Genomic DNA, 25359 nt, shown 5'->3' with positions numbered 1-25359 from the left:
TTCAGCTTCCCGTAAGCTGGCCGGTGGACTAGGAGATGTGAGAAACGGAAAAAGCGATGCGGGTTCTGCTAATCGAGGACGATACGGCGCTGGGCGCGGCTATTCGCGACCAGATCGCCGCCGACGGACATTCCGTCGATTGGGTTAACCGGCTCGACCAGGCAAACGATGCGATCGTTGCCGCTGCCTACGATCTGGTGCTGCTCGATCTGATGCTGCCCGATGGGCTTGGCATTCCCTTCCTGAAGGCGTTGCGCGGGCGGGGTGACGTGACACCCGTCATGATCCTGACCGCGCTCGATCAGGTCTCCGACCGTATTGCCGGATTGAACGCCGGCGCCGACGATTACATGGTGAAGCCCTTCGATCTCGCGGAGCTTTCGGCGCGGATCGGGTCGGTGGCGCGCCGTTATGCCGGCAATCCCAATCCCAACATCACGCTCGGCCCGCTTGCCATCGACCTCGCCGCCAGAAGCATCACGGTGAATGGCAAGGCTATGGTTCTGACGGCGCGAGAATGGGTCTTGTTTGAGGCCTTCCTGCAACGTCCCGCCCAGCTTCTTTCGAAGGCGCAACTCGAAGAGCGGCTCTATTCCTTCGATAGGGAAATCGACAGCAACGCCATCGAGGTCCACGTCAGCCGGTTGCGCAAGAAGCTCGGCACGCATGTGATCGAGACCGAGCGCGGGCTCGGCTATCGTCTGGGGCGGCCATGAGAATCGGCGCTTCGCTGCAGACGCGCCTGGCGCTCGCCCTCGGCCTTTCGGTGACGCTGCTGTGGCTTGCGGCGGCAGCCGTGACGGCGCACCGCCTAGGCGGGCAGATGGAAGAGGTGTTCGACGATGGGCTGAAGGCCACAGCGCAGCGCATTTTGCCGATTGCCCGGCACGACCTGCGCGAAGGCCATCAAAACCGCGATGCGACTGACCACGACGACAATGTTGAGGACGACGACGGTGATGCACGCCTCGGCCGAGAGGCACGCTACGGCGAAGACGTAAGCTTCATCGTGCGTGATCAAAACGGGCAGGTGCTGCTCGGTTCGAAGGGTGCTGATGCCTCAAGCTTCCCGCCGTTCACGAAGCGAGGCTTTCTTCGAACCGAAACGCACCAGCTCTATTACGATGCGAGCTTCGACGGCAACCTGACAATTGCCGTTGCCGAACCGCTCGACCATCGCACGGAATTGTCACGCAAGATGCTGCTGGGTCTCGTCCTGCCGCTGATCGTCGTGATCCCTCTCAGCCTGCTCGCAATCTATCTCGCGGTGCGCCGCTCCTTGCGCCCGGTGCGCGCACTCAGGCAGGAACTGGCCAATCGCGGCGCGCAGGATTTGTCGCCCGTCACCGACAGTGGCCTGCCAACCGAGCTTCTTCCGATTTCGGCAGGTGTCAACCAGCTTCTCGACCGCCTGACAGCAGCATTCCACGCCGAGCGCGCATTTGCTGCGAATGCCGCGCACGAGCTTCGTACGCCGGTGGCCGGCGCAATCGCGCAGGCGCAACGCATTCGCTCTGAAACCAAGGAAAAGCTGACGAGCCAGCGGGCGACGGAGATCGAGACTACGCTGAAGCGGTTGATGCGCATATCGGAAAAACTGATGCAGCTTGCTCGTGCCGAGGGTGGACGTCTGCAAAGTGACGAGCCTTCCGATCTCAGAACCGTCCTGCAGATGGTCCTTCAGGATTTTGCCCGGGCCGGAGAGGGACGAGTCTCGTTGACAGCGCCGATGGTGCCGGTGCTTTCGATGCTGGATCCGGACGCAGTCGGCATTCTCTGCCGCAATCTGGTTGAGAACGCGCTGAAACACGGAGCGCAAGATGGAAAGGTCGAGGTTTCACTTCAGCGGGGCGGCCTGCTGATCGTTGCCAATGACGGCCCGACGCTGTCCCCCGATGCCATAAACAGACTGATGCAGCGCTTTGAGCGGGGGAATGTCAAAATCGGGGGAAGCGGTGTAGGGCTTGCCATTGTCACGGCCATCGCCGATCGCATCGGAGCCGATGTGAAGATGGTGTCTCCGCGAGTCGCGCGGAGCGAAGGTGTTCAGGTTGAAATAAACCTGCCTGTGGCTCACCCGTGACGCCGGTATGTCCCGCCCTCGCCATTGCGGACGCAGTTTCTGCCGGCTCAACCTCGGTATATCGGCACCTTGCCGCTGGGAAAGCGACGTTAACCCGCCACCGAGATCGAACGCTTCGCCTCGGCTATCGATGGACTCCGGACGATGCGGTACCGTGCCTCTACAAGATTGTAGATTCCGAAAGCCGCCAAGCCAACGGCGACGGCGATGTACAGAAATGACCCGAGCGGAAGCTGGTGGAGCCATTCCAGAGCATCGCCCATACTGCCGGCCTGGCTGGGATCCACCCTGAAACCTGCATAGGCGAAAAGTATTCCGGTAATCGCGAAGACTACGCCGCGGGCGACTAGGCCATAGATGCATACAAACGTCACGATACCCTTGTTGTCAGGGACCCGAAGGTACCGCTCGAACTTCCTGGTGATGCCCTTCAAAGCTGTCACGACGCCGCCGATGACAAAACCTACGCCGACGGCGATCGCAAGGTAGGAACCGAACGGCTGCGACATGATCCATCCCGCCAGGCCCTTCTCACCCGAACCCTCGCTGGCGCCCCCCGGGAAAAGAGCATTTCCAAGGGCATAGCCGGCAACTCCGAGGTAAGTGATGGCACTGCCGAGGAGGGCGGCCCGAATCGCCAATGCTTTTGCGTCCCTCCCGTGGCCGTCGGTATCAGCCAGCGATTGGGCAAGCCTCCAGGCGACAAATCCGAGAAGGCCGAGGCCGATCGCTCCGACCCAGACGCGGCCGAGCGGCTGCCCAAGGAGCGTCGAAAGCGCCGATTTCGTCTCGGGCCGGCCGCCTGCCACGCCGGAGAAGAGGGCAAGCCCCGCTACAAGCAGAAAGACGATGCCGCGCGCCGCGTAGCCGCCTTTGGCAAGCATATCAAATCGAGATCCTTTGATCATCTGCGGTCCCTGTCTGTCGAAATGCGCGATGTTAACGCGCCAATCTCCCGAAAGTTTGCTGGGCTGGCAAAGCTTTGCTGGATTGCAGACAACGGCACATCACTGGAATGGACCGGGCGCTCGCGGCCGGGCGTCAGACTGGACGTGGATACCGTCGCAGAACGAGGTGCCGCGGCTTGACAATGTGACGGGGTGCGTTGCATTTTCGCCACAATGCGTTGCTTAAAGGTCACGCAAGGGTTTAGGTATTTCGCTCCCGATCGAGTCGTTGCGCGCTGGCTTTCTGAGCCGGCGTTGCTTGGTTTCGATCGATGGCGAGGGCGGCAGGTGCCGCCTGAAGAGAGGCCGAATGACGCAGGATGGGGTATCGCCGGCGGCGGCGGGCGAGACGGTGATGACGGTGACCGATCGCCGCGCCCTTTTCGCCGTGCCCGGCCTGGTGCTTGCCGGCGGCGCGCTGCTCTGCGCGACGGCGACACTTTTCGTGCTGCTCGGCTTCACGCCGATCGCGCCGACTTCGCATGTCGTCATCACCTCGGTGATCGTCAATTCCTTCTTCGTCCTGACGCTGCTCGCCCTGATCGGCCGCGAGGTGGCACGGCTGCTCAAGGCGCGTACCCGCGGCCGGGCTGCCGCGCGCCTGCATATCCGCATCGTCGTGCTTTTTTCGATCGTCGCGATCACGCCGGCGATCCTCGTCGCCATCTTCGCCAGTATCACGCTGAATGCCGGCCTCGACCGCTGGTTCGCACTGCGCACCCAGTCGATCGTCAGCTCGTCGCGCAATATCGGCCAAGCCTACATGATGGAGAACGCCAGCTACCTGCAGGGGCAGACGGTTTCCATGGCCAACGACCTGGAGCGCAACCGCGCGCTCTACAGCCTCGACAGGACGGGTTTCGCCGAATTGATGACGCGCCAGGCCAGGGGCCGCGGCCTGCTCGGCGCCTTCCTCGTCGAGCGCGACGGTTCCGTGAACGTCCAGGCCGACATCGCCACCGAAAAGCCGCTGCCGGCCATTCCGCAGGATGCGCTGGAAAAGGCCGCTGCCGGCCAGCCGACGCTGATTCCGCCCGGCGTCACCAATCTCGTCGGCGCCATCATCAAGCTCGATGCCATCCAGGGCACCTTTCTCTATACCGTGCGCGCCGTCGATCCCAAGGTCATGGGCGCCATGCGCATGATGGAGGAGAACGCCACCGAATACCGCTCGATGGAGGCCAACCGCTTCTCGCTGCAGGTCGCCTTTGCCGTGCTTTATATCGGATTCGCGCTGATCGTGCTCCTGGCGGCGATCTGGACCGCGATTGCCGTCGCCGACCGCATCGTCCGGCCGATCCGCCTCTTGATCACGGCGGCCGACAGCGTTGCATCGGGCAATATGGATATCGTCGTGCCGGTGCACGCGGTCGATGGCGATGTCGCCAATCTCTCGCGCACCTTCAACAAGATGATCTCGGAAATCCGCACCCAGCGCGATGAGATCCTCGAAGCCAAGGACGAGGTCGACGACCGCCGTCGCTTCATCGAAGCGGTGCTGTCGGGCGTCACCGCCGCCGTCATCGGCGTCGAGCAGGACCGCCGCATCGCCATCGTCAACAGTTCGGCCGAGACGCTGATGTCGCTGTCGGCCGACGAGATGCTCGGAAAGCAGCTGGCCGACATCGCGCCCGAGGTCGATCACGTGCTGAGTGAGGCTGCGGCGCGTCATCGCGGCGATTTCCGCAAGCAGATCGCGCTGGTGCGCGGCGGCACCGTGCGGACGCTGAGCGTGCAGGTCACCCGCGAAGAAGTGCGCGACATGAGCGAATCCTACGTGATCACGCTCGACGACATCACCGATCTCGTCATCGCCCAGCGCTCGACTGCCTGGGGCGACGTCGCAAGGCGCATCGCCCATGAGATCAAGAACCCGCTGACGCCGATCCAGCTGTCCGCCGAGCGCATCCAGCGCCGCTACGGCAAGCAGATCGACCAAGGCGACCGGACCGTCTTCGACCAGTGCACCGATACGATCATCCGCCAGGTCGGCGATATCGGCCGTATGGTCGATGAATTCTCCGCCTTCGCCCGCATGCCGAAGCCGACCAAGGAGCCGGGCGACCTGCGCGATATCTTGCGCGACGCGATCTTCCTGCGCGAGATGGGCAATCATCACGTCACCTTCGCGCAGGATTTCGGCGACCAGCCGCTGGAGGGCCTGTTCGACAGCCGCATGCTCGGCCAGGCTTTCGGCAATCTCATCAAGAATGCCGTCGAAGCAATCGAGGCCGTGCCGAGCGACGAACGGGACGAACGCAAGATTCTCGTCCGCGCCGCACTCGATACCAGCCGCGACCGCTTTACCGTCGACGTGATCGACAATGGTCGCGGCCTGCCGGTGGAGAACCGTCACAGCATTCTGGAGCCCTATATGACGATGCGCGAGAAGGGCACTGGCCTCGGCCTCGCCATCGTCAAGAAGATCATCGAGGAACATGGCGGGCAGCTCGAGCTGCATGATGCGCCCGCCGATTTTGACCGGGGAAGAGGGGCCATGATCCGCGTGCATCTGCCACGCCTGGATCCGTCGCCTGCTGCTCCCGCAGCCAATGACAAGGAAAGCGTTTATGGCCTCTGATATTCTCGTCGTCGATGACGAGCACGATATTCGCGAGATCGTTTCCGGCATTCTCTCGGACGAGGGGCACGAGACGCGCACCGCCCACGACAGCGACAGTGCGCTGGCGGCGATATCAGATCGCGTGCCGCGGCTGATCTTCCTTGATATCTGGATGCAGGGCAGCAAGCTCGACGGCCTGTCGCTGCTCGACGAGATTAAGACCCGCCATCCGGAACTGCCGGTCGTGATGATCTCGGGCCATGGCAACATCGAGACCGCCGTCTCGGCGATCAAGCGCGGCGCCTTCGATTTCATCGAGAAGCCCTTCAAGGCCGACCGGCTGATCCTGATCGCCGAACGCGCGCTGGAGAATTCCAAGCTGAAGCGCGAGGTCTCCGAGCTGAAGCGCCGCACCGGCGATGCGCTGGAGCTGATCGGCACCTCGGTCGCCGTTTCGCAGCTTCGCCAGACGATCGAGAAGGTGTCGCCGACCAACAGCCGCATCATGATCCTCGGCGCCTCTGGCTCCGGCAAGGAGTTGGTGGCGCGGATGATCCACAAGAAGTCGACCCGCGCTAACGGCCCCTTCGTTGCGCTGAACGCCGCCAACATCACGCCCGAACGCATGGAGGTGGCGCTGTTCGGCACCGAGGGCACGCCTGGCCAAGCGCGCAAGATCGGCGCGCTCGAGGAAGCCCATCGCGGCATCCTCTATCTCGACGAAGTCGGCGAAATGCCGCGCGAGACGCAGAACAAGATCCTGCGCGTGCTGGTCGATCAGCAATTCGAGCGCGTCGGCGGCTCCAAGCGCGTCAAGGTCGATGTCCGCATCATCTCTTCGACCGCCTACAACCTCGAAAGCCGCATCGCCGAAGGCTGGTTCCGCGAGGATCTCTATCATCGCCTCGCCGTCGTGCCGGTGCGGGTGCCGGCGCTTGCCGAGCGGCGCGAGGACATTCCCTTCCTTGTCGACCAGCTGATGCGCCAGATCTCAGAGCAGGCCGGCATTCGTCCGCGCCGCATCGGCGACGACGCCATGGCGGTGCTGCAGGCGCATGATTGGCCGGGCAACATCCGTCAGCTGCGCAACAATATCGAGCGGCTGATGATCCTTGCCCGCACCGACGGGCCGGATGCGCCGATCACCGCCGACATGCTGCCGACCGATCTCGGCGACATGCTGCCGAAGGTTTCCGCCAAGAACGACTATCACATCATGACGCTGCCGTTGCGCGAAGCCCGCGAGATGTTCGAGAAGGATTATCTGATCGCCCAGATCAACCGTTTCGGCGGCAATATCTCGCGCACCGCGGAATTCGTCGGCATGGAGCGTTCGGCGCTGCATCGCAAGCTGAAGTCGCTCGGCGTCTGATCATGCGAAGGCGCGGCGGATGCCGCGCCGCATCCTTCCCATCCTGATTCTTAGAAGACCAGGTTTCCCATGCCGAGAATTGCCTATGTGAATGGCCGCTACGTCAAGCATTCCGATGCCAGCGTCCATATCGAGGACCGCGGTTATCAGTTCGCCGACGGCGTCTACGAGGTCTGCGAGGTCCGACACGGCTACATCGTCGACCTCACGCGCCATCTGAACCGTCTCGACCGGTCGCTCGGCGAATTGCGCATCGCCTGGCCGATGGGCCGGGCGGCGCTGACCCAGGTCATTCGTCAGACGCTGCGCCGCAACCATGTCCGCAACGGGCTTTTCTACATGCAGGTGACGCGCGGTGTCGCCCGCCGCGATCATGTCTTCCCGGCCGAGGGCACGCCGCCGTCGCTTGTCATCACTGCCAAGAGCACAGATCCCAAAATCATTGCTGCCAAGAACGCCAACGGCATCAAGGCGATCACTCTTGCCGACAATCGCTGGGACCGCGTCGACATCAAATCCGTCGGCCTGTTGCCGAATGCCATGGCCCGTCAGCAAGCCAAGGAGGCAGGGGCCCAGGAGGCGATCTATGTCGATGGCGACGGCATGGTGAAGGAAGGGGCGGCGACCAATGTCTGGATCGTCGACCGGGACGGGACGCTGGTGACGCGGCCGGCCGAACACGGAATTCTGCGCGGCATTACCCGCACCACATTGATGGATGTCGCAGCCAAGCTCGGGTTGAAAATCACGGAGCGGAATTTCTCCGTTTCCGAGATGCTCGCAGCCCGCGAGGTCTTCCTGACTGCAGCCACAAGCATTTGTTTTCCGGTCGTTTCCGTCGATGGCCAGCCTATCGCCAATGGTCATCCGGGCAGTGTTTCGCAGAAAGTCCGCGAAGCCTTTTTCGACGTTGCGGAAAAGATTGCGATTTGATACCAAGATTTGCTGGACGGGTGGAATGAGGGTGCTGCCGGTCTTGCATGGTGAGGTTGATTGATATTCTACCGACCAGATCAGGTCGGCAATAAAGAAAGAAGCGGCGCGATGGCGGAACGTTCTCAGAATCTGCAGGACTTATTTCTCAATACTGTTCGCAAGCAAAAGATTTCCCTGACAATCTTTTTGATCAACGGCGTGAAACTCACGGGCGTTGTTACGTCTTTTGACAATTTCTGTGTTCTTCTTCGCCGTGACGGCCATTCGCAGCTCGTGTATAAACATGCGATCTCGACGATCATGCCGGGCCAGCCCATGCAGATGTTCGAGAGCGAAGAAGCAGCGTCCTAACAGGATCAGCCGTCATTTCGACACGCGATACCAAGAACGATTCGATCATCCCTGAAGCCGCCAAGCACAGGGACGACATGCGCGCGACTGTCGTCGTGCCGGTTCTGAAATCGCGCAGTCGCGGCGGCCAGTCCGAATCGGCCTCGACCCGCACGCCGGAAAGCCGGCTCGAAGAGGCGACGGGTCTTGCCCAGGCGATCGACCTCGATGTCGTCAACGGCTCGATCGTCCCGGTCAACGACCCGAGACCGGCCACATTGCTCGGCACCGGCAAGATCGAGGAGATCAAGGCGCTGCTCGACGAGCGCGATTCCGGTCTCGTCATCGTCGATCATCCGCTGACGCCGGTGCAGCAGCGCAATCTCGAGAAGGAATGGAACGCCAAGGTCATCGACCGGACGGGCCTCATCCTCGAAATCTTCGGCCGCCGCGCCTCCACCAAGGAAGGCACGCTGCAGGTCGACCTCGCCCATCTGAACTATCAAAAAGGCCGTCTGGTCCGAAGCTGGACCCACCTTGAACGCCAGCGCGGCGGCGGCGGCTTCATGGGCGGCCCGGGCGAAACCCAGATCGAAGCCGACCGGCGACTGCTGCAGGACCGTATCATCAAGCTCGAACGCGAGCTGGAGCAGGTCGTGCGCACCCGCCAGCTCCATCGCGCCAAGCGCCGCAAGGTGCCGCACCCGATCGTAGCGCTCGTCGGTTATACCAATGCCGGCAAGTCGACGCTGTTCAACCGCATCACCGGCGCCGGCGTGCTGGCCGAAGACATGCTCTTTGCCACGCTCGACCCGACGCTGCGCCGCATGAAGCTGCCGCACGGCCGCACCGTCATCCTCTCCGACACCGTCGGCTTCATCTCCGACCTGCCGACCCATCTCGTCGCCGCCTTCCGGGCGACCTTGGAAGAGGTGCTGGAAGCCGATCTCATCCTGCATGTTCGCGACATGTCCGATGCCGACAACCAGGCGCAGAGCTCCGATGTCATGCGCATCCTGAACGACCTCGGCATCGACGAAGCCGAATCGGCCAAGCGGCTGATCGAGGTCTGGAACAAGATCGACCGGCTGGAGCCCGAGGTCCACGATACCATGGTGCAGAAAGCCGCCGGCGCCAGCAACGTCGTCGCGGTGTCGGCCGTCAGCGGCGAGGGCGTCGATACGCTGATGGAAGAAATCAGCCGCAGACTGTCGGGCGTGATGACCGAGGCAACGATCCGCCTTCCGGTCGACAAGCTGGCGCTGCTGCCCTGGCTTTACGATCATGCCATCGTCGACGGTCGTGAGGACAATGAGGACGGCTCGATCACCCTCGACCTGCGCCTCTCCGAAACCGAGGCAACCGAACTCGAGCGCCGCATCGGCAACGGACCGAAGCCTGATAAGGAAGATTGGGAGCGGTGAGCGAAATCAAGACTTCCTTCGGCCCCACTGCGGAGAAGGAAGATCTGGCAATGTTTCGCCTCCGCAGGCCGGCTGGTCGGCGACAAGGCCAGCCGCACCCTCCGTCATGCTCGATCCAACCTACCCAATCAAAACAGCCCGTTCGATTGCCTTCGCCGCCTGCCAGATCTCCTCCATCCGCTCCAGCGTCGCGTCTTCCAACGTTTCGCCTTCTGCTTCAAGAACATGCTCTATATGACTGAAGCGACGACGGAATTTCGTATTGGTTCCGCGCACAGCCTGTTCCGGATCCGCCTTCACGTGCCGGCCGATATTGACGACGGCGAAGATCAGATCGCCGAGTTCGTCGCTGACCTTGGCCTGGTCGCCTTCCCGAAGTGCCGCCCGCAATTCGCCGATCTCCTCCTCGATCTTGTCGAGGATCGGTTCGGGCGCCGACCAGTCGAAACCGACCTTGGCGGCGCGTTCCTGCAGCTTCAGCGCTTCTGTCAAAGCCGGGAAGCTGCGCTGCACCGAACCGAGGAAGCCGCTCTTGAAGTCCTCGGTGATACCGCGCCGTGACCGGCGCTCGGCGCGCTCGCGTTTCTCCGCCTGCTTGATCTCGTCCCACTGCTTCTTCACTGCATCAGGCGTATCTGCCGCCGAGCGGGCAAAGACGTGCGGGTGGCGGCGGATCATCTTGGCGGTGATGGCGTTGACGACGTCGCCGAAGGAAAATTCGCCGGCCTCTTCGGCCATCCGGGCATGGAAGACCACCTGAAGCAGCAGGTCGCCCAACTCGTCGCAGAGATCGTCCATATCGCCGCGCTCGATCGCATCGGAGACCTCATAGGCCTCCTCGATCGTATAGGGCTTGATCGTCTCGAAGTTCTGCTCGATGTCCCAGGGGCAGCCGGTTTCGGGATGGCGCAGCGCCGCCATGATCTCGATCAGCCGCGAAATATCTTTGGAAGGTTCCATGTTGCCTCAGTTGAGCGGAATGTCGTTGGCGCTCTTCGACGACTGGTAGGAGTTGGACAGCGCGTCATAGCGCGCCTTGATGCGGGCGGTCTGCGCCTTCAGCGCGTTTCTCAGCTGAGCCTCTTCGGTTTCGACGAGATCGGCGATGGCAAAGCTGTTCCAGAAGGCGTTTTGCCTGCGGTAGCCGCCGGGTTCAAGCCCGAAGACCTCCTTCAGGATCTTCAGGTCGTGCGGAATCGCGAAGGCATCGCGGGAATCCTCATGGCTGAAGAAATAGTAGAAATTGTCGAAGCCCGCCCAGGTGATCGCCGACATGCACATGGTGCAGGGTTCGTGTGTCGACAGGAAGATCAAATCCTTGGTTGGTGGCTTGTCGCCAAGCTCGTAGAAGCGCTTCAGCGTGTGCACCTCGCCATGCCAGAGCGGGTTCTCCAGCTCGTTGTTGGTCTCGGCGACGACAAGCGAAAGATCGGATTTCCTTAAGATCGCCGCACCGAACACCTTATTGCCAAGCGAAACGCCACGCTCCGTCAGCGGCAGGATATCGTCTTCCATGACCGAAAGCAGGCGGGAGGCAATGGTCGTATCAGGCATGAGGGCCCTCCAGTTTTCCTCAGTCTATCGCCTTGGCGGCGCGAGTGAAATGCGTCAAGCACCGGTGGACGTCTTTTGTCACAGGCTTTATACTGCACTGCAGCAAGCGGGCTTGAGATATGCGGCTTTTTGGCAGCACGGGTGACTTTTCTCAAATCATTGACGGCACGAGCAAAAGAATACCTGCTTGCTTGGGCTTTCGAATTTCTGTTCCTTCAATCCCTTGTCGATCAAGGGCATATTCCGGCAACTTCGAAGTGGATTGATGATGCCTCCCAAGACTGAACAGCTTTCGGTATTTCCCGCCTTCTTTCGCGTGGAAGGCCAGAAGACGGCTGTCTTCGGCAATGGCGACGAAGCTTTCGCCAAGGTGCGGCTGCTGCTCAACACACGGGCGCGGATTGTCGCCTATGCCGAGCGGCCGGAAGCCGATTACCACGCCTTCCTGATCGCCAACCGTATCGAAACCGTGCGCGCTGCCTTTTCCGCCGAACAGGTCGAGGGTTCGGCACTCGTCTTCGCCGCAACCGGCAATGACGCTGACGACCGCGATATCGTCGATGCTGCGCGTGCCGCCAGAATTCCGGCCAATGCCGTCGATCAGCCCGATTACTGCGATTTCTTCACGCCGGCGCTGGTCAATCGCGCCCCCGTTGCCGTCGCGATCGGCACCGAAGGGGCAGGGCCGGTTCTGGCGCAGATGATCCGTGCGCAGATCGATCAGCTTCTGTCGCCCTCGCTCGGCCGCCTCGCAGCACTGGCGACCAGCTATCGCAAGGCCGTTGAACAGCGGGTGCCCCGCGGCGTCTCCCGCCGCGTCTTCTGGCGCCGCTTCTTTTCCGGCCCCGTTGCCGATGCTGTCGCCAATGGCAACCTGCCGCAGGCGCATCACGCGGCCGATGGGCTGTTGGGCGCGGTGGACAAGGTCGCAGGCCACGTCTGGCTGGTCGGCGCCGGTCCGGGTGCCGAGGATCTGCTGACGCTGCGTGCCCAGCGCGTGATGATGGAAGCCGATGTCATCGTTTATGACGCCCTCGTGCCGCAGGCGATCGTCGATATGGGGCGCCGCGATGCCGAGCGGCTTTCCGTCGGAAAACGCAAGGGCTGCCACTCGAAATCGCAAGAAGAAATCAACGACTTGCTGGTCGATCTCGGCAGCCAGGGCAAGCGCGTCGTCCGCCTGAAATCCGGCGATCCCCTGGTCTATGGCCGGGCAGGGGAAGAGATGGCCGCGCTGCGCGCTGCCGGCATCACCTATGAGGTCGTGCCCGGCATCACCTCGGCTTTCGCCGCCGCTGCCGATTTCGAGTTGCCGCTGACGCTGCGTGGCGTTGCCTCCTCGCTGGTCTTCACGACCGGCCATGATTTGACCGGCGACGTGCTGCCCGATTGGGCAAGCCTTGCCGTGTCGGGCGCGACGATTGCCGTCTATATGGGCCGCACGGTTGCAGCCTCCGTTGCTGAGCGGTTGATGCAGGCGGGCATTCCCGCTGAGACCACCGTTGCCGTCATCGAAAATGCCAGCCGCGCCGATCGCCGCCTGCTGCATGGCACGCTCGCTGATCTGCCCGATCTGCAGCACCGCGACGAATTGACAGGACCTGTCATGGTCATTATCGGCGATGCGGTCGCCGGCGCCAATTTCGAACTGTCCGAGCCCCTGGTGCGCGCAAACGCCCGGCTCGAGGAACTTGCAAGGAGCTGAATATGGGTGACAAGGTTCTGACCGCCAACCGGCTGACGGACGGCATTGCCGTCTGGCTGGATGCGAACGGGAAGTGGTCCACCTCGCTGCAGGAGGCGCTCGTTGCCCGTCACGCCGAAGCCGTTGCGGCGCTGGAGGCGATCGGCAAGAAATCCTATGCCGACAACGAGGTCGTTGACGTCGCCGTCGTCGACGTTCAGGAAACCAACGGCATTTTATGGCCGCTTCGCCTTCGCGAGCGCATCCGTGCTCAAGGGCCGACCATGGAATATGCCCCGGGCTACGCTCCGGCCGATCCCGAATTCATTGCAGTCTGAGGAAGACGATGTACCGTTACGACGAATTTGACCATGCCTTTGTCAGCGAGCGCGTCGAGCAGTTTCGCGATCAGGTTCAGCGCCGCCTGTCCGGCGAGCTCGCCGAGGACGCGTTCAAGCCGCTGCGCCTGATGAACGGCGTCTACCTGCAGCTGCACGCCTATATGCTGCGCATCGCTATTCCCTATGGCACGCTGAGCGCGCGCCAGCTGCGCATGCTCGCCCATATCGCCCGCACCTATGACCGCGGTTATGGCCACTTCACCACGCGCCAGAACCTGCAGTTCAACTGGCCGAAGCTGTCCGACATCCCCGATGCGCTCGCCGATCTTGCCAGCGTCGAGATGCATGCGCTGCAGACCTCGGGCAATTGCATCAGAAACGTCACGGCCGATCATTTCGCCGGTGCCGCCGCCGATGAGATCGCCGATCCGCGCCCCTACGCCGAGATCCTGCGCCAGTGGTCGTCTGTCCACCCGGAATTCTCCTTCCTGCCGCGCAAGTTCAAGATCGCCGTCACCGGCGCCGAGCGCGACCGCGCCGCGATCCAGGTCCATGATATCGGCCTGCACGTGAAGAAGAACGACAAGGGCGAGATCGGCTTTGCCGTCTATGTCGGCGGCGGCCAGGGCCGTACGCCGATGATCGCCAAGCTGATCCGCGACTTCCTGCCCGAGGAAGACCTGCTCTCCTACACCACGGCTATCGTGCGCGTGTACAATCTGCACGGCCGCCGCGACAACAAGTACAAGGCCCGTATCAAGATCCTGGTGCACGAGACCGGCACCGAGGAACTGACGCGCCAGGTAGAAGCCGAATTCGCCGCGCTGAAAGATAGCGAGCTCAAGCTGCCGGAAAAGGATGTCCAGGCAATCGCTGCCTATTTCGCGCCGCCGGCTCTGCCCGAACGCGCCGAAGGCTGGGAAAACCTTGCTCGCTGGAAGAAGGCCGATGCCGGCTTCGCCCGCTGGGTGCAGCAGAACGTGCAGCCGCACAAGAACCCCGATTACGGCATGGTGACGATCTCGCTGAAGCCGATCGGCGGCATTCCGGGCGACGCCTCGGATGCACAGATGGATGCGATCGCCGATCTCGCCGAGGAATATGGCTTCGACGAAATCCGCGTCAGCCATGAGCAGAACCTGATCCTGCCGCATGTGGCGCTGGCCGATCTCGAAGCCGTCTATCGCGGCCTCGTCGCCATCAACTTGGCGGAAGCCAATGCCGGTCTCATCACCGACATCATCGCCTGTCCCGGGCTCGACTACTGCGCGCTCGCCAATGCGCGCTCCATTCCGCTCGCGCAGGAAATCTCCCGCCGCTTCGGCAATGCCGAGCGCCAGGCGGAGATCGGCGAGCTGAAGATCAAGATCTCCGGCTGCATCAATGCCTGCGGCCATCACCATGTCGGCCATATCGGCCTGCTCGGTGTCGAGAAGAAGGGCGCCGAACTCTACCAGATCACGCTCGGCGGCTCCGGTGACGAACATACCTCGATCGGCGAAATCATCGGCCGCGGCTTCGAGCCGGACCGGGTGACCGACGCGATCGAGACGATCGTCGACACCTATCTCGGCCTGCGACTCGATCATTCCGAGAACTTCCTCGCCGCCTATCGCCGCGTCGGACCGCAGCCTTTCAAGACCGCGCTCTACGGCTCGGCCGCCGAAGCGGCATAAGGAGGGGATGATGACGAAGATCTGGAGAGAAACCGGTTTTGTCGAAAACGATCCCTGGGTGATCGAAACCGACGAGGTGAAGGCGACCGAGGAGCAGAAGCCGCTGCTCGGTCTCGACGAATTGATCGCCAAGGCCGATGAAAGCAACGATGTCGGCCTCGGCGTGCTGATCAAGCCGGCCGACGATGTGCGCAGGCTCGAGCCCTATCTCGATCGCCTCGAAATCGTCGCCGTCGCCTTTCCGGCGTTCAACGACGGCCGCGCCTTCAGCCACGCCTCGCTGCTACGCCAGCGCTTGGGTTATACCAACGAGCTGCGTGCCGTCGGCGACGTGCTGATCGATCAGGTGCCGCTGATGCTGCGCGTCGGCATCGACAGCTTTGCCGTCACCAACGCCACGGCGCTGAAGCGGCTTTCCGAAAACCGTCTTCCCGCCATTCCCCATCATTATCAACCGGCGGTGCGTGACGCCGACGCCGGCAAGGGCTATAGTTGGCGCCGTCAGGCGAAGCCGGCCGCATAAGCGGACGGTCCGCCTTTTTACGATGGCGGAACAGTAGCATGAAGACATTCGAAGTGGCGGTGATCGGTGGCGGGCTCGCCGGCATGATCGCAGCAATCGCGCTCGCGCGCGGCGGTCGCGATGTGGCGCTTGTCGCTCCTCTCGCTCCGAAGGAAGACCGGCGCACCACGGCGCTGATGGACCAGTCGATCCGCTTCCTCGACCGGCTGACGCTCTGGGAAAAGCTTCGGCCGGCAACCGCTGCTCTCACCAGCATGCGCATCGTCGACGGCACCGACCGGCTGCTGCGCGCGCCGACGACCACCTTCCGCGCCGCCGACGTCGGCCTGAATGCCTTCGGCTACAATTTCCCCAACAAGGCCCTGACCGACATCCTCGAGGCGGCTATATCAGGCGAGGGCAATATCACTCGCTTCTCCGACATGGCCGAATCGATCGAAATATCAAGCGATACAGTCTCGATCACACTTGCCGGCGGCGAGACCTTCTCGGCCGATTTTGCCGTCGGCGCCGATGGCCGCGGCTCGAAGCTGCGCGAAACCGCTGGCATCGGCGTGCGCAACTGGTCCTATCCGCAATCGGCCATGGTGCTGAATTTCGCCCATTCGCTGCCGCACCAGAACATCTCGACCGAATTCCACACCAAGCACGGCCCCTTCACCCAGGTGCCGCTGCCGGGAGGCCGCTCCAGCCTCGTCTGGGTGCAGGATCCCGCAGAAGCGGCAAGCCGCGCGGAATTGCCGCTTGCCGAACTCGGGGCTATTGTCGAGGCGCGCATGCAATCCATGCTCGGCAAGGTTGACGTCGAGGAGGGCGTCCAGGTCTGGCCGCTCTCCGGCATGATGGCGCATCGTTTCGGCAAGGGACGTATCGCGCTGATCGGCGAGGCCGCCCATGTCTTCCCGCCGATCGGGGCGCAGGGGCTGAATCTCAGCCTGCGTGATATCATGGCGCTCGCCGATATCCTCTGCGACAGGGCGGAACTGCCGGTGCCGGCCGATGCCGGCGACAGCTTCGACCGCAGGCGCCGTGCCGACATCATGACGCGCACGGCCAGCGTCGATCTCCTCAACCGCTCGCTGCTCTCGGATTTCCTGCCCGTCCAGATGCTGCGCGCTGCCGGCCTGCATATTCTCTCGGCCATTCCGCCGCTGCGCAACATCGTCATGCGCGAAGGCATCGAGCCCGGCCGCGGCTTCCGGGATATTCCGGATGCTCTACGGGAAAAGCTGAAGCGGAAGAAGGCCTGAGCGGATCACGATCAGCCAGAGCGAAACAGTCACCACCGATAGCACTGTCGTGATCAGGATCGTCGCCGAGGCGCGCTCCTGCCAGACGCCGTACTGCTGGCCGATGACGAAGACGTTGGTCGCCGTCGGCAGGCAGGCAAGCAGCACGGCCGCCTGGATCCACACCGGCTCGAAACCGCCAACCGCCGTCAGCGCGACGAAAACCGCGATCGGATGCAGGATCAGCTTCGCCGGCACGATATAGGAGATCTCCGCCGGGATCCGCTTCAGCGGCCGGAGCGCCAGAGTCACGCCCATGGCAAAGAGCGCGCAGGGCGCGGCCGCCTGGGCGAGGTAATCGACGAGGCGCTGGAAGGCCAGCGGCTGGTCGATATCAAGGGCGGCCACGGCAAAGCCTGCCGCCGTCGACAGGATGAAGGGATGCAGCGCCACCTTGCGCAGGATATCGGCGGCGAGTTGGCTGGTTGAACGCTTGTCGTCGCCGGCCGCCGCCATCAGCGCCGGCGCCACGATGAAATGCAGCGCGTTCTCGAAGCAGATGATCAGCGCCACCGGCACGGCGGCACCTTCGCCGAGCGCCAGGAGCGCCAGGCCCGGCCCCATATAGCCGATATTACCGTAAGCGCCGGCAAAGGACTGGATGGTGCAATCGGCGAGCGAATTGCCACGCAGAATGCGGCCGATGGCGAACAGCAGGATGAAGACCGCATAGGTCGCCGCGATATCGGTGACGATGAAATCGACGCGCGTCAGCTCCTCGATCGGCGTGCGTGAGACCAGCTTGAAAAACAGAGCGGGCAGGGCGGCGTAGATGATGAAGGTGTTCAGCCATCCCAACGTTTCGGCTGGCTGTTTGGTCGCCTTGGCTGCGATGTAGCCGATCAGGATCAGGCCGAAGAACGGCAATAGCAGGCTGACGATATCGGCCAAGAGGTCTTCCAGTGCAGGGGATGATCGGCGGGTCAGGTTCTGACTTAAGCAATTCCAGCAAAAGTGTGTAGCGGTTTTGCGTCCGGAATTGCGCAGAAACAAGAGCAATTCCAGCAAAAGTGTGTAGCGGTTTTGCGTCCGGAATTGCGTAAACTAAATCGATAGAGCGTGTACTCATTGAGTACACGCTCTACGACCAACCGAACAACCGATCAGTAGTCCCAGAAGGCCGCTACCCAGCGAAAGGCGTCGCCGTCGACCGCCACCCGGCCGACGGAGGGGAACGGCAGGTGAGTGGCCACCAGTTGCTCGCCGGTCTCCGCCAGTTCCCGCAGAAGGCGGACCCGAACGCGCGCCGCCTCCTCGGGGTCGTGTTCGAAGCCGTTGAACCAGTCCGGATGTTCAAACCCGACCGCGAACACGGCGTCGCCGGCAAACATCAGCCGGTCGCCGCCGGACGCCAGGCGGATCACGCTGTGCCCGGGCGTGTGGCCGCCGGTGCGATGGACGACCACGCCCGGCGCCACCTCGTACTCATCATCGAACAGCCTGAGATGGCTGCGATATTCCTTCGCGAACCGCTTGGCGGTCGCCCGAAGCGCGTCCGGGAACCCCGGCGGCATGGAGACCCGGGAGAAATCGGGCGCCTCCCAGAACTTGACCTCGGCCGCCGCCACGTGGATCCGCAGGTCCGGACGCAGTTGGTCCTTCACCCCGTCCACGAGCAGTCCGCCAATGTGGTCCATGTGCATGTGGGTCAGGACCACGTCGGTCACCGACGCAAGATCGATGCCGGCGGCCTCCAGACGCTTGATCAGCTGCCCGGCCCGCGGCAGGTGCAAGTCCGGGTCGAGCCCCAGGCCGGCGTCGAGGAGTATGGTCTGGTCGCCGCTGCGCACCACGACCACGTTCAGTGCCCAATCCAAAGCGTCCGGCGGCAGGAACATGTCTTTCAGCCAGGCCGCTCGGACGGCGGGATCGATGTTGTGTCCCAGCATCGCGGTTGGGAGCGGTAGCACGCCATCGCTGATCACCAGCACCTCAATCTCGCCGACCTGCACCGCGTAGCGCGACGGAACCAATTCGTCGAGCCGAGGTCTGCCGGTGCGTGCGGTGTTTTCCAGGCTCATCTTTGTCTCAAGGTTCATGTTCGTCTCCTTCTGACCGCCGCCTCAAACACGGCATCGACGACGCTACATGGAGGCGTGTTTGCGATCGATTGGGTCGAGGGATAAGGGCGGGTGGGGCCGAGGGACAGGGCAAGCCATACCACCGAATAGGTGCGGGCCTCGCTTCTTACTGCTGGCGGCATGCTGGACGAGCGCGGAGTCGATCAGTTCTGCGAACGCGGCAAGCCTGTGAATGGGCTCGCCACAAATGTCTAGCCGTATCCTCACGCCAGGGCCGACGGTCACGATCCCTCGTCCGGTATGTTCAAGACGTCTCCGCACGCCTTGCAATGAACGGCGTCGGCGTCATGGCGCTGGAGGCCGCATCGGTGACAGGCAAAGGTCACTTTGTGAGGCCGGACGACTGCCTGAGCAAGCCTGACGAATAGGGAGATGCCGACGATCATCGTCACCACGGAAGTGAGCTTGCCCAGCGTTCCCGGGAGCGTGATGTCTCCGAATCCCGTCGTCGTCACCGTCGCGACCGTGAAATATAGCGCATCGACGAATCCTTCGCCTCCCTCCCTGTTGTAGAAGAAGGACGTATAGACGAACCCGGTTGCCATGAAGAGGAACACAAGGAAATTGATCACCGCCCGGACGACGTCGAGAAGGTGTAAATAGCCGGCCTTGCGCAGCAAATCCTTGAGCAGCGGACTCGTGCCGATCGCCCAGAACCGCATGATTCGCAGGAAAGCGAAATTGAAGAGCAGGTCCGGCAACAACAGCGTGGCCAGCACCACGAAGTCGATCCAGGTCATCGGCCGCCGAATCCACTCGCGCACAGAGGATGCGGCGATCGCCCGGCCGACCATCTCGGCGGCGATCCACACTGCTATCGCATAGTCGATAATCAGATAGGACGGACCGGATCGCAGGTACGGGCCGAGCAGGAAGAAGGCGAGAATGGCAACGTCAATGGCAGCAAATACCAGCCGGAAGGCGACCGCCTGTCTGCCGTCGGCCCTATCGAGCCTTCGCAGCACCTGGCGGAGCGAATTCTGCTGAGAGCCGTCGCCGGATTCGAAGATTTTCATCCAGGGAATGTAGATCCCTCATCGGCGTCCGCAAGTCGCCGAAGAGATCCTTGTCGGGGAAATCGTTGTTCTCGTCTGGACAAGGTTTGCGCTGCAGGTTCCGCCTCGCCTCAGGCGACGGACCATCCACCGTCCACCAGCAGGTTCGCGCCGGTGATCAGGCTCGCAGCCGGCGATGCCAGGAAGACGACGGCACCCACCACATCATCGGTTTCGCCGATCCGGCCGAGCGGAATGTGATCGAGCGTCGCCTTGCGATTGTCGGCATCGGACAGAAAAGGTTCTGTGCCATCCGTGTGGATGAACGTTGGCGATACGGTGTTTACGGTGACATCATAGCGTGCCCATTCGGCGGCAAGGCAGCGGGTGAGGTGATTGATTGCCGCCTTGCTCATGCAATAGATTGCCTCGCCGCGCAGTGCCACGGTACCGGCCTGTGAACTGATGTTGATGATCCGGCCCCCATTGCGCTTGATCATCTGGCGGCCCACAGCCTGCGTCATCAGAAAGGTGCCCTTGATGTTGACATCGAGTATCTCGTCAAGGTCCTTCTCCTCGACGAGTTCTGCGAGATTGCCCGGAGCCACCCCGACATTGTTGACGAGGACGTCTATCCGACCGAACGTAGCAAGCGCCGCGTCGACGGCCTGCGCGATATGGGCCTTGTTGGGAATGTCCAGTTCAACAGCGAGAACTCTTCGTCCCGTGCCTTCGAGTTCGGCAACCAGGCCCGCCGACGCTGCGACATCGCGGACCCCCAAAACAATATCGGAACCTGCTGCGGCACAGGCAAGTGCGCAAGCTCGACCGATGCCACGGCTCGCTCCCGTCACCAAAGTCACCTTGCCCTCAAGGCTGAAGTCCGGCGCATTCTTCTGCATCATCATGCCTCCCCCGATGAAATCAATTTATGGCAGCGTCGGCGTGCGGATGCCAGTCGGATCCTGCACACGACGACCGACGGCGCGGGAGGAAGCGACGAGGCCGATCTCGCGGCGGCTTCCGATACCGCCACCCACACGACCTGGAAAATCGGTATCCGGTGGCCTAGCCGATCTGCATCAGGATCGGAAAGGTCTGCTGGAACCAGATCGCCACATTGCTGACCCATCCAAACAGGAAGGCGAGGCCGGTAAGCACCAGGAAGAGACCCATCACCTTTTCCACCGTGCCGAGATGGCGGCGGAAGCGCGACAGGAAGCGCATGAAGGCGCCGGAAAAGCCGGCGGCGATCCAGAAGGGGATGGCAAGGCCGAGCGAATAGATGGCGAGCAGCCCGGCGCCGGAGCCGACCGTCTCGCGCGAGGCGGCAACGCCGAGGATGGCGCCGAGCACCGGCCCGATGCAGGGCGTCCAGCCGAAGGCGAAGGCAAGGCCCATGATATAGGCGCCCGTCAGCGTCGCCGGCTTGCCGCCGCCTTGGAAGCGCGCCTCGCGGGTCAGCAGTCCGATTCGGAAGAGGCCGAGAAAGTTCAGCCCCATGACGATGATGATCAGCCCGCCGATCTTCGACAGAAGGTCGAGATGCTGGCGAAGTGCCATGCCGATGCTGGAAGCGCCGGCGCCGAGCGCCACGAAGACGGTGGCAAAGCCGAGCGTGAAGAAGAGTGCGGAGAAGAAAACGCCGCGCCTGACACCGGGCGCGACCACAACCGCACCGCCGCCGCGGAACTGCTCGACTGAAATGCCGGCCATATAGCAGAGATAGGGCGGGACGAGGGGAAGCACGCAGGGCGACAGAAAGGAAAGCGCCCCGGCAATCAGCGCGCTCCACAGGGAAATATCGGCAATCGACACGCATTCTCTCCGGCTGCAATCTGCGTGATGTTCCTAGCTTTGCAGGCCCGGGATTGCCAATCACCTTTTTGCGCGCGCAAGAAATCTGTCTTTGCACGCGAGACATCCGTCTTGCGCCGGCAAGAAATGTGCCGACCGTCGGAAAAAGGCAAATTTTTCGGTTGACCGCAATGGGTCACCTGCCTATGTTCCGCCCACTTCCAGCCGGGGTGGTCACACCCGCGGAGAGGGAGAGCGTAGCTCAGCCGGTAGAGCAACTGACTTTTAATCAGTAGGTCTCGGGTTCGAACCCCGACGCTCTCACCAAAATTCATTTTTATCAATGACTTAGGGTGAGGCTTACCCAGTGCGGAGCCGATCAAATGCCTTTTGGGTACGACATGGGTACGATCGGATCAGGTGACTGAGAAGCTAATCTCAGCGCGCGCCGAGCGAAGGCTGGCTTTCTCCTGCATTTGACCAGCGCCGCCGCGACTTCCTCGACAAGATTAAGCTCAAGCGGTTGCGCTCTAGGCATTCCCCGAAACCAGCTGTTATGAACACTCGGCATCAGCAAGAAAGGGAATGGAAATGCGCGATACTTTTGCAGTAGCCAGATTGGCGGAAGCGCTAGGCATCTCCGAAGATGAACTGGCTGAGCTCACTTATGAGATCGAAACGAATGAGAGCGACGACGGCCATCCATACAGCCTTCGCGTGGTTTTTGAGGACGACAGCCCTCTGTGGCTTCTCGACAAGATTGGCGTGCAACCTAGCCAAAACTTCGTCGATATCAGCTTGAACACCTTCGACGAACCGGAGGGGTGATTTATGCGATTTGATTCAGAATGGGCAATTGGGGAAAATTAGATGATCAAAGTAGAACTAAGAAGCGCTGAGTTTTTCGTGCGCGACGGGCATCATCTGTTCAATTTTGAGGTTGCCGGCGACAACGGCATCACTTTTATCATACCGGTGCTTGTAGCAAACGTGGAAGGCGGTCCTAACGCCGTTCACCAGCGAGCCTATGACAATCTCGCTGAATTGACCAAGATGATAACCAAGATCGCCAAGGATCATTAATCAGGTCTTGCAGCGAAAAGCGGCCCCTTTCGGAGCGGCTGGCAAAGCGACGAATTTCGTTAAGCTGGTTGTGACGACGGATTTCGTCGGTAGTCTGTCTTTGATCTGCAGATCTCAATGGAATGCTTTGGCGGCAAGATTTCTGCACGCCGCCTGAGGGTGGGATTAGAGCTGCACAAAATCACGCAGGCCCAGTCTCCGTTCGAACGAAGACATCATCGCGGTCGACCGGCGCTCAAGAGGCAGAAAGGGCGCGCAGTGCGGCAAGGTGCTGCCTGAGTTGCAATGTGGGCTCAAAGCTGCACCAATGTGGTTGATCGGCATCCATCTTCCTCGCGACGCGCTGATATGCTCTCATAGCGTGCAACCTAAGTGCAACAGAGGAAAGGCGAAGATGGGATACGGGGTCAGTTCACGCAGTTACCTCAAACGCGCAAAGTGCCGCATTAACGAGAACACTGACGAGGGGCTTTTCTATGCGGCGCTGGAGCTCAGGAGCTTTCTGGAAGCCCGACAAGATGAATACTTAGACGCGCAACGCACCTATGCCAAATCAATGCCGGCCGCGTGGGAAACCTCGAAACAGTGGAAGGCTCTCCAGAGAATATCCAAGAGTGATAAGATTCAACATTTGAATTTCAGTTTTTCAGATGGCTGGACCCTTGAGGCATTTCACGTGCCAGTCACGGAAACGTTTCGGAAAGCAACTGAAAAGCTATCTGACATGCTCCATGCACAAGCGGTTTATCGACCGCCGGAAAGTCCTTGGTGGGAAGAGGCGCGTCACAAAGTTATCGCGGTCTACCGATCGGCTTGGCTATGTCAGCAAGGTACCCTTCTATGCCCGGCACTAGTTGATAAAGACATGATTGAAGGAAGGCTGGCACTACTGCTTCCTGGCGGAGAAACAGAAGAGTACGCCAAGCGTTTCGCAAAGGATCAAACCATGTTTGTGAAAGTGAACTATCTCGAAAGCGTTCCAAATCAGTGGTCTCCCGATCTGTAGCGCGGGATTGTTTGCCGTGAGCACGAAGAGCGAGCTAGCCGAAGGCGGCCCGGAGGGCTTCAGGCCTCACCGGTCTTCGCAAACCACGGTCATGTTCACCCGCCGAGCCAGATCTTCGCGCTCAGTGCCTGTTGTGATTTGTCGCATCGAGCTGATGTGGTCAAACTCTCTGGCAGAGGGCAACTTCTTCGTCGCTCAGCACGGTTTGTGCATCGGCTATCTGGGGTCGGATTATGATCGCCCTCGCTTCCTTCGGATCGATGGGAGGACGGAATATCTCCCTTTTAAGCGGGTGAAGGGAGACACAAGGTCGTGAGATCTCACCCCCATTGTCGTGAAGGGTCTTTGTCCCATTTGGCAACTAGTTCTCGTTCGGCCCGCTCCACACATATGCAGAAGCCGGCTTTCTCTAGGCATTCCCGTCTTTGCCGCAGGAATAGAGGTTCGCGGAAATCCACTAAAACTCAGGAACCAACTTCCACTGAGGTCCGTTTTCTTCTCATCAACAGACAGGAGAAATCGACCATGGATTGGAATCGGATCGAAGGAAACTGGAAGCAGGCGAAGGGCAAGATCAAGGAGCAGTGGGGCAAACTCACCGACGATGATCTCGACCAGATCGCCGGCAAGCGCGATCAGCTGGAGGGCAAGATCCAGGAGCGGTATGGCATCGAAAAGGATCGTATCAAACGCGACATCGATGACTGGACCGGTCGCCAGACTTGGTAGTGCCTGAACAAGACCCGGTGAAAGCCGGGTTTTTCTGTCGAAGAAGCTAAGCCGCCCAGGGGCTCTCCGATGTCAGGAATATCCGCCGAAAGCCAGGAGGAGTGCGCCGACCGCGATAACCGCGAGGGCTGGCCAGTTTTGGGATATCCCGAGGAATCTGAGGCCTTGGCGCCGCGGTTCCAGCGTGGTGCCGCCTTGCGGCATCATCTGATGCGGATTACTCGGTTTTCGACGAAGCGCCGAGGTAAAGAGAAAAAGAAGTCCGCCGATTATGAGAGCGGCTCCGATCAGGATTGCCCACATGGTGACCTCCATAGAAACCAGGGTCTTGGGGTAAACCAGATCCGGACCTGATCGTTCCGTGAGTAGCTGCTCGCTTGAACAAGCTCCACGGAAAGATTGAGCAAGCTACGCCGGAACCAAAAGTGCCCGCGGTGAATTTGACCGCTGAGCAATCTTGGAGATCCTGATGGACAAGACACCGAAGACGGCCATCCGCGGAATGATGCTGTACGTCATCGCTCTTCTCGTCTTGGGCATTCTGGCCGGCGCCGCGTACACGCTCTATGGCCATCCCGCCGATCCGTCTGAGCGACCGGCAGCCGAGACGATTCCGGAAAAAGCCACGGCTCCGCAGTGAGATGCGTCGTACCAGGTAATGGATGATCGCCGTGGGAATGATGACCGGGAAAGGTGCTTGCCAGATCCGGCGCGCACCGGGTCAGGTCGTGTTGAAAGGCCCCCGCTCCTCGGCAAAAGATCCGCAAGCGGCGACCAACATGGCTTTGGAAAGCAAGCCGGAAATCCTGTCGCAAGTCGTTCCAACCAGTCAGAGGATAATATTATAGGGAGAACAACCTGCGACAGAGAAAATCGGCACCGAGGTGGGATCATTCAGATTGCGAAGAAGCCGCCTGTCCGAGGCTTTGAGATATTGCATTGGGAC

26 protein-coding genes and 1 tRNA gene are annotated in these 25359 nt (G+C 61.4%); 18 read left to right on the top strand and 9 right to left on the bottom strand.

Features of this window, described 5'->3' with window-relative positions; translation table 11 throughout:
- Positions 1-56 precede the first annotated feature (56 nt).
- A complete protein-coding gene (locus tag ACMUVN_RS07320) occupies positions 57-716 on the top strand; it encodes a response regulator transcription factor (RefSeq protein ID WP_414814970.1) in 660 nt (219 codons plus the stop codon).
- Positions 713-2083 carry an ATP-binding protein gene (locus ACMUVN_RS07315; protein WP_047615023.1) on the top strand — a complete coding sequence of 457 codons (1371 nt, stop codon included), beginning with the start codon at positions 713-715 and terminating at the stop codon, positions 2081-2083. The genes ACMUVN_RS07320 and ACMUVN_RS07315 overlap by 4 nt, the downstream gene beginning before the upstream one ends.
- A gap of 89 nt (positions 2084-2172) precedes the next feature.
- On the opposite strand, the gene ACMUVN_RS07310 is transcribed toward ACMUVN_RS07315, so the two are convergent.
- The gene (locus ACMUVN_RS07310) at positions 2173-2991 is read right to left on the bottom strand and encodes a DUF1206 domain-containing protein (RefSeq protein ID WP_047615025.1); all 819 of its coding nucleotides are present in this window, start codon (positions 2989-2991) and stop codon (positions 2173-2175) included.
- 349 nt (positions 2992-3340) lie between these two features.
- Between ACMUVN_RS07310 and ACMUVN_RS07305 the strand changes: the two genes are divergently transcribed.
- From ACMUVN_RS07305 to hflX, 5 genes are all read left to right on the top strand, one after another.
- Positions 3341-5611, top strand: coding sequence for an ATP-binding protein (locus ACMUVN_RS07305; protein WP_414814969.1), 2271 nt, complete (start codon positions 3341-3343; stop codon positions 5609-5611).
- Complete coding sequence (locus ACMUVN_RS07300; RefSeq protein ID WP_047615027.1) at positions 5601-6965, top strand: sigma-54-dependent transcriptional regulator; 1365 nt, start codon at positions 5601-5603, stop codon at positions 6963-6965. Before ACMUVN_RS07305 ends, ACMUVN_RS07300 begins: the two co-directional genes overlap by 11 nt.
- 69 nt (positions 6966-7034) lie before the next feature.
- Complete coding sequence (locus ACMUVN_RS07295) at positions 7035-7898, top strand: D-amino-acid transaminase (protein WP_047615029.1); 864 nt, start codon at positions 7035-7037, stop codon at positions 7896-7898.
- A 111-nt stretch (positions 7899-8009) separates the two neighbouring features.
- Positions 8010-8252 carry an RNA chaperone Hfq gene (gene hfq, locus ACMUVN_RS07290; RefSeq protein WP_003539403.1) on the top strand — a complete coding sequence of 81 codons (243 nt, stop codon included), beginning with the start codon at positions 8010-8012 and terminating at the stop codon, positions 8250-8252.
- A 77-nt stretch (positions 8253-8329) separates the two neighbouring features.
- A complete protein-coding gene (hflX, locus tag ACMUVN_RS07285; RefSeq protein ID WP_097623129.1) occupies positions 8330-9655 on the top strand; it encodes a GTPase HflX in 1326 nt (441 codons plus the stop codon).
- A gap of 120 nt (positions 9656-9775) precedes the next feature.
- Here the strand turns inward: hflX and mazG are convergent, their stop codons facing one another.
- Positions 9776-10615, bottom strand: coding sequence for a nucleoside triphosphate pyrophosphohydrolase (gene mazG / locus ACMUVN_RS07280; protein WP_047615033.1), 840 nt, complete (start codon positions 10613-10615; stop codon positions 9776-9778).
- A gap of 6 nt (positions 10616-10621) precedes the next feature.
- A complete protein-coding gene (locus ACMUVN_RS07275; protein ID WP_097623130.1) occupies positions 10622-11209 on the bottom strand; it encodes a deaminase in 588 nt (195 codons plus the stop codon).
- Between the two features lie 268 nt (positions 11210-11477).
- Here ACMUVN_RS07275 and cysG point away from each other — a divergent pair, with 268 nt between their 5' ends.
- The 5 genes from cysG to ACMUVN_RS07250 are packed head-to-tail and all read left to right on the top strand — an operon-like array spanning position 11478 to position 16683.
- A complete protein-coding gene (gene cysG / locus ACMUVN_RS07270) occupies positions 11478-12914 on the top strand; it encodes a siroheme synthase CysG (protein WP_414814968.1) in 1437 nt (478 codons plus the stop codon).
- Between the two features lie 2 nt (positions 12915-12916).
- Positions 12917-13231 carry a DUF2849 domain-containing protein gene (locus ACMUVN_RS07265; RefSeq protein ID WP_011651871.1) on the top strand — a complete coding sequence of 105 codons (315 nt, stop codon included), beginning with the start codon at positions 12917-12919 and terminating at the stop codon, positions 13229-13231.
- Positions 13232-13239: 8 nt separating this feature from the next.
- Positions 13240-14910, top strand: coding sequence for a nitrite/sulfite reductase (locus ACMUVN_RS07260; protein WP_097594547.1), 1671 nt, complete (start codon positions 13240-13242; stop codon positions 14908-14910).
- Between the two features lie 10 nt (positions 14911-14920).
- Complete coding sequence (locus ACMUVN_RS07255; RefSeq protein WP_047615398.1) at positions 14921-15433, top strand: DUF934 domain-containing protein; 513 nt, start codon at positions 14921-14923, stop codon at positions 15431-15433.
- Between the two features lie 38 nt (positions 15434-15471).
- Positions 15472-16683 carry a UbiH/UbiF family hydroxylase gene (locus ACMUVN_RS07250; protein WP_414814967.1) on the top strand — a complete coding sequence of 404 codons (1212 nt, stop codon included), beginning with the start codon at positions 15472-15474 and terminating at the stop codon, positions 16681-16683.
- Here the strand turns inward: ACMUVN_RS07250 and ACMUVN_RS07245 are convergent.
- From ACMUVN_RS07245 to ACMUVN_RS07225, 5 genes are all read right to left on the bottom strand, one after another.
- On the bottom strand, positions 16651-17613 hold the full coding sequence (locus ACMUVN_RS07245; protein WP_097623131.1) for an AEC family transporter: 963 nt from the start codon (positions 17611-17613) through the stop codon (positions 16651-16653). The genes ACMUVN_RS07250 and ACMUVN_RS07245 overlap by 33 nt on opposite strands.
- A 212-nt stretch (positions 17614-17825) precedes the next feature.
- Entirely contained in the window at positions 17826-18761 is a 936-nt protein-coding gene (locus tag ACMUVN_RS07240) for an MBL fold metallo-hydrolase (protein ID WP_414814966.1), read from the bottom strand.
- 263 nt (positions 18762-19024) lie between these two features.
- A complete protein-coding gene (locus ACMUVN_RS07235; RefSeq protein WP_414814965.1) occupies positions 19025-19819 on the bottom strand; it encodes a potassium channel family protein in 795 nt (264 codons plus the stop codon).
- 110 nt (positions 19820-19929) lie between these two features.
- Complete coding sequence (locus ACMUVN_RS07230; RefSeq protein WP_414815012.1) at positions 19930-20700, bottom strand: SDR family NAD(P)-dependent oxidoreductase; 771 nt, start codon at positions 20698-20700, stop codon at positions 19930-19932.
- 166 nt (positions 20701-20866) lie between these two features.
- On the bottom strand, positions 20867-21616 hold the full coding sequence (locus ACMUVN_RS07225; RefSeq protein ID WP_097623134.1) for a cytochrome c biogenesis CcdA family protein: 750 nt from the start codon (positions 21614-21616) through the stop codon (positions 20867-20869).
- A 230-nt stretch (positions 21617-21846) separates the two neighbouring features.
- Here ACMUVN_RS07225 and ACMUVN_RS07220 point away from each other — a divergent pair.
- From ACMUVN_RS07220 to ACMUVN_RS07200, 5 genes are all read left to right on the top strand, one after another.
- A tRNA-Lys gene (locus ACMUVN_RS07220) sits at positions 21847-21922 on the top strand.
- A 258-nt stretch (positions 21923-22180) separates the two neighbouring features.
- On the top strand, positions 22181-22423 hold the full coding sequence (locus tag ACMUVN_RS07215) for a hypothetical protein (protein ID WP_414814964.1): 243 nt from the start codon (positions 22181-22183) through the stop codon (positions 22421-22423).
- A 42-nt stretch (positions 22424-22465) separates the two neighbouring features.
- Positions 22466-22678: a hypothetical protein gene (locus ACMUVN_RS07210; protein WP_414814963.1), complete on the top strand. Its 213-nt coding sequence runs from the start codon at positions 22466-22468 to the stop codon at positions 22676-22678.
- Between the two features lie 394 nt (positions 22679-23072).
- Positions 23073-23684 (top strand): hypothetical protein, encoded by a 612-nt coding sequence (locus ACMUVN_RS07205; RefSeq protein ID WP_414814962.1) that lies wholly within the window; start codon positions 23073-23075, stop codon positions 23682-23684.
- Between the two features lie 525 nt (positions 23685-24209).
- Positions 24210-24413: a CsbD family protein gene (locus ACMUVN_RS07200; RefSeq protein ID WP_028758090.1), complete on the top strand. Its 204-nt coding sequence runs from the start codon at positions 24210-24212 to the stop codon at positions 24411-24413.
- Between the two features lie 72 nt (positions 24414-24485).
- Here ACMUVN_RS07200 and ACMUVN_RS07195 read toward each other — a convergent pair whose 3' ends face one another.
- The gene (locus ACMUVN_RS07195; RefSeq protein WP_414814961.1) at positions 24486-24716 is read right to left on the bottom strand and encodes a hypothetical protein; all 231 of its coding nucleotides are present in this window, start codon (positions 24714-24716) and stop codon (positions 24486-24488) included.
- 166 nt (positions 24717-24882) lie between these two features.
- Here ACMUVN_RS07195 and ACMUVN_RS07190 point away from each other — a divergent pair, with 166 nt between their 5' ends.
- Complete coding sequence (locus tag ACMUVN_RS07190) at positions 24883-25053, top strand: hypothetical protein (protein WP_414814960.1); 171 nt, start codon at positions 24883-24885, stop codon at positions 25051-25053.
- The last annotated feature ends 306 nt before the right edge of the window (positions 25054-25359 follow it).

Source organism: Rhizobium sp. IY2, assembly GCF_047532935.1.
Classification (GTDB): domain Bacteria; phylum Pseudomonadota; class Alphaproteobacteria; order Rhizobiales; family Rhizobiaceae; genus Rhizobium; species Rhizobium anhuiense.
The sequence above is the reverse complement of the archived record's forward strand: the minus strand, read 5'-3'. Positions and strand labels throughout refer to the sequence as shown.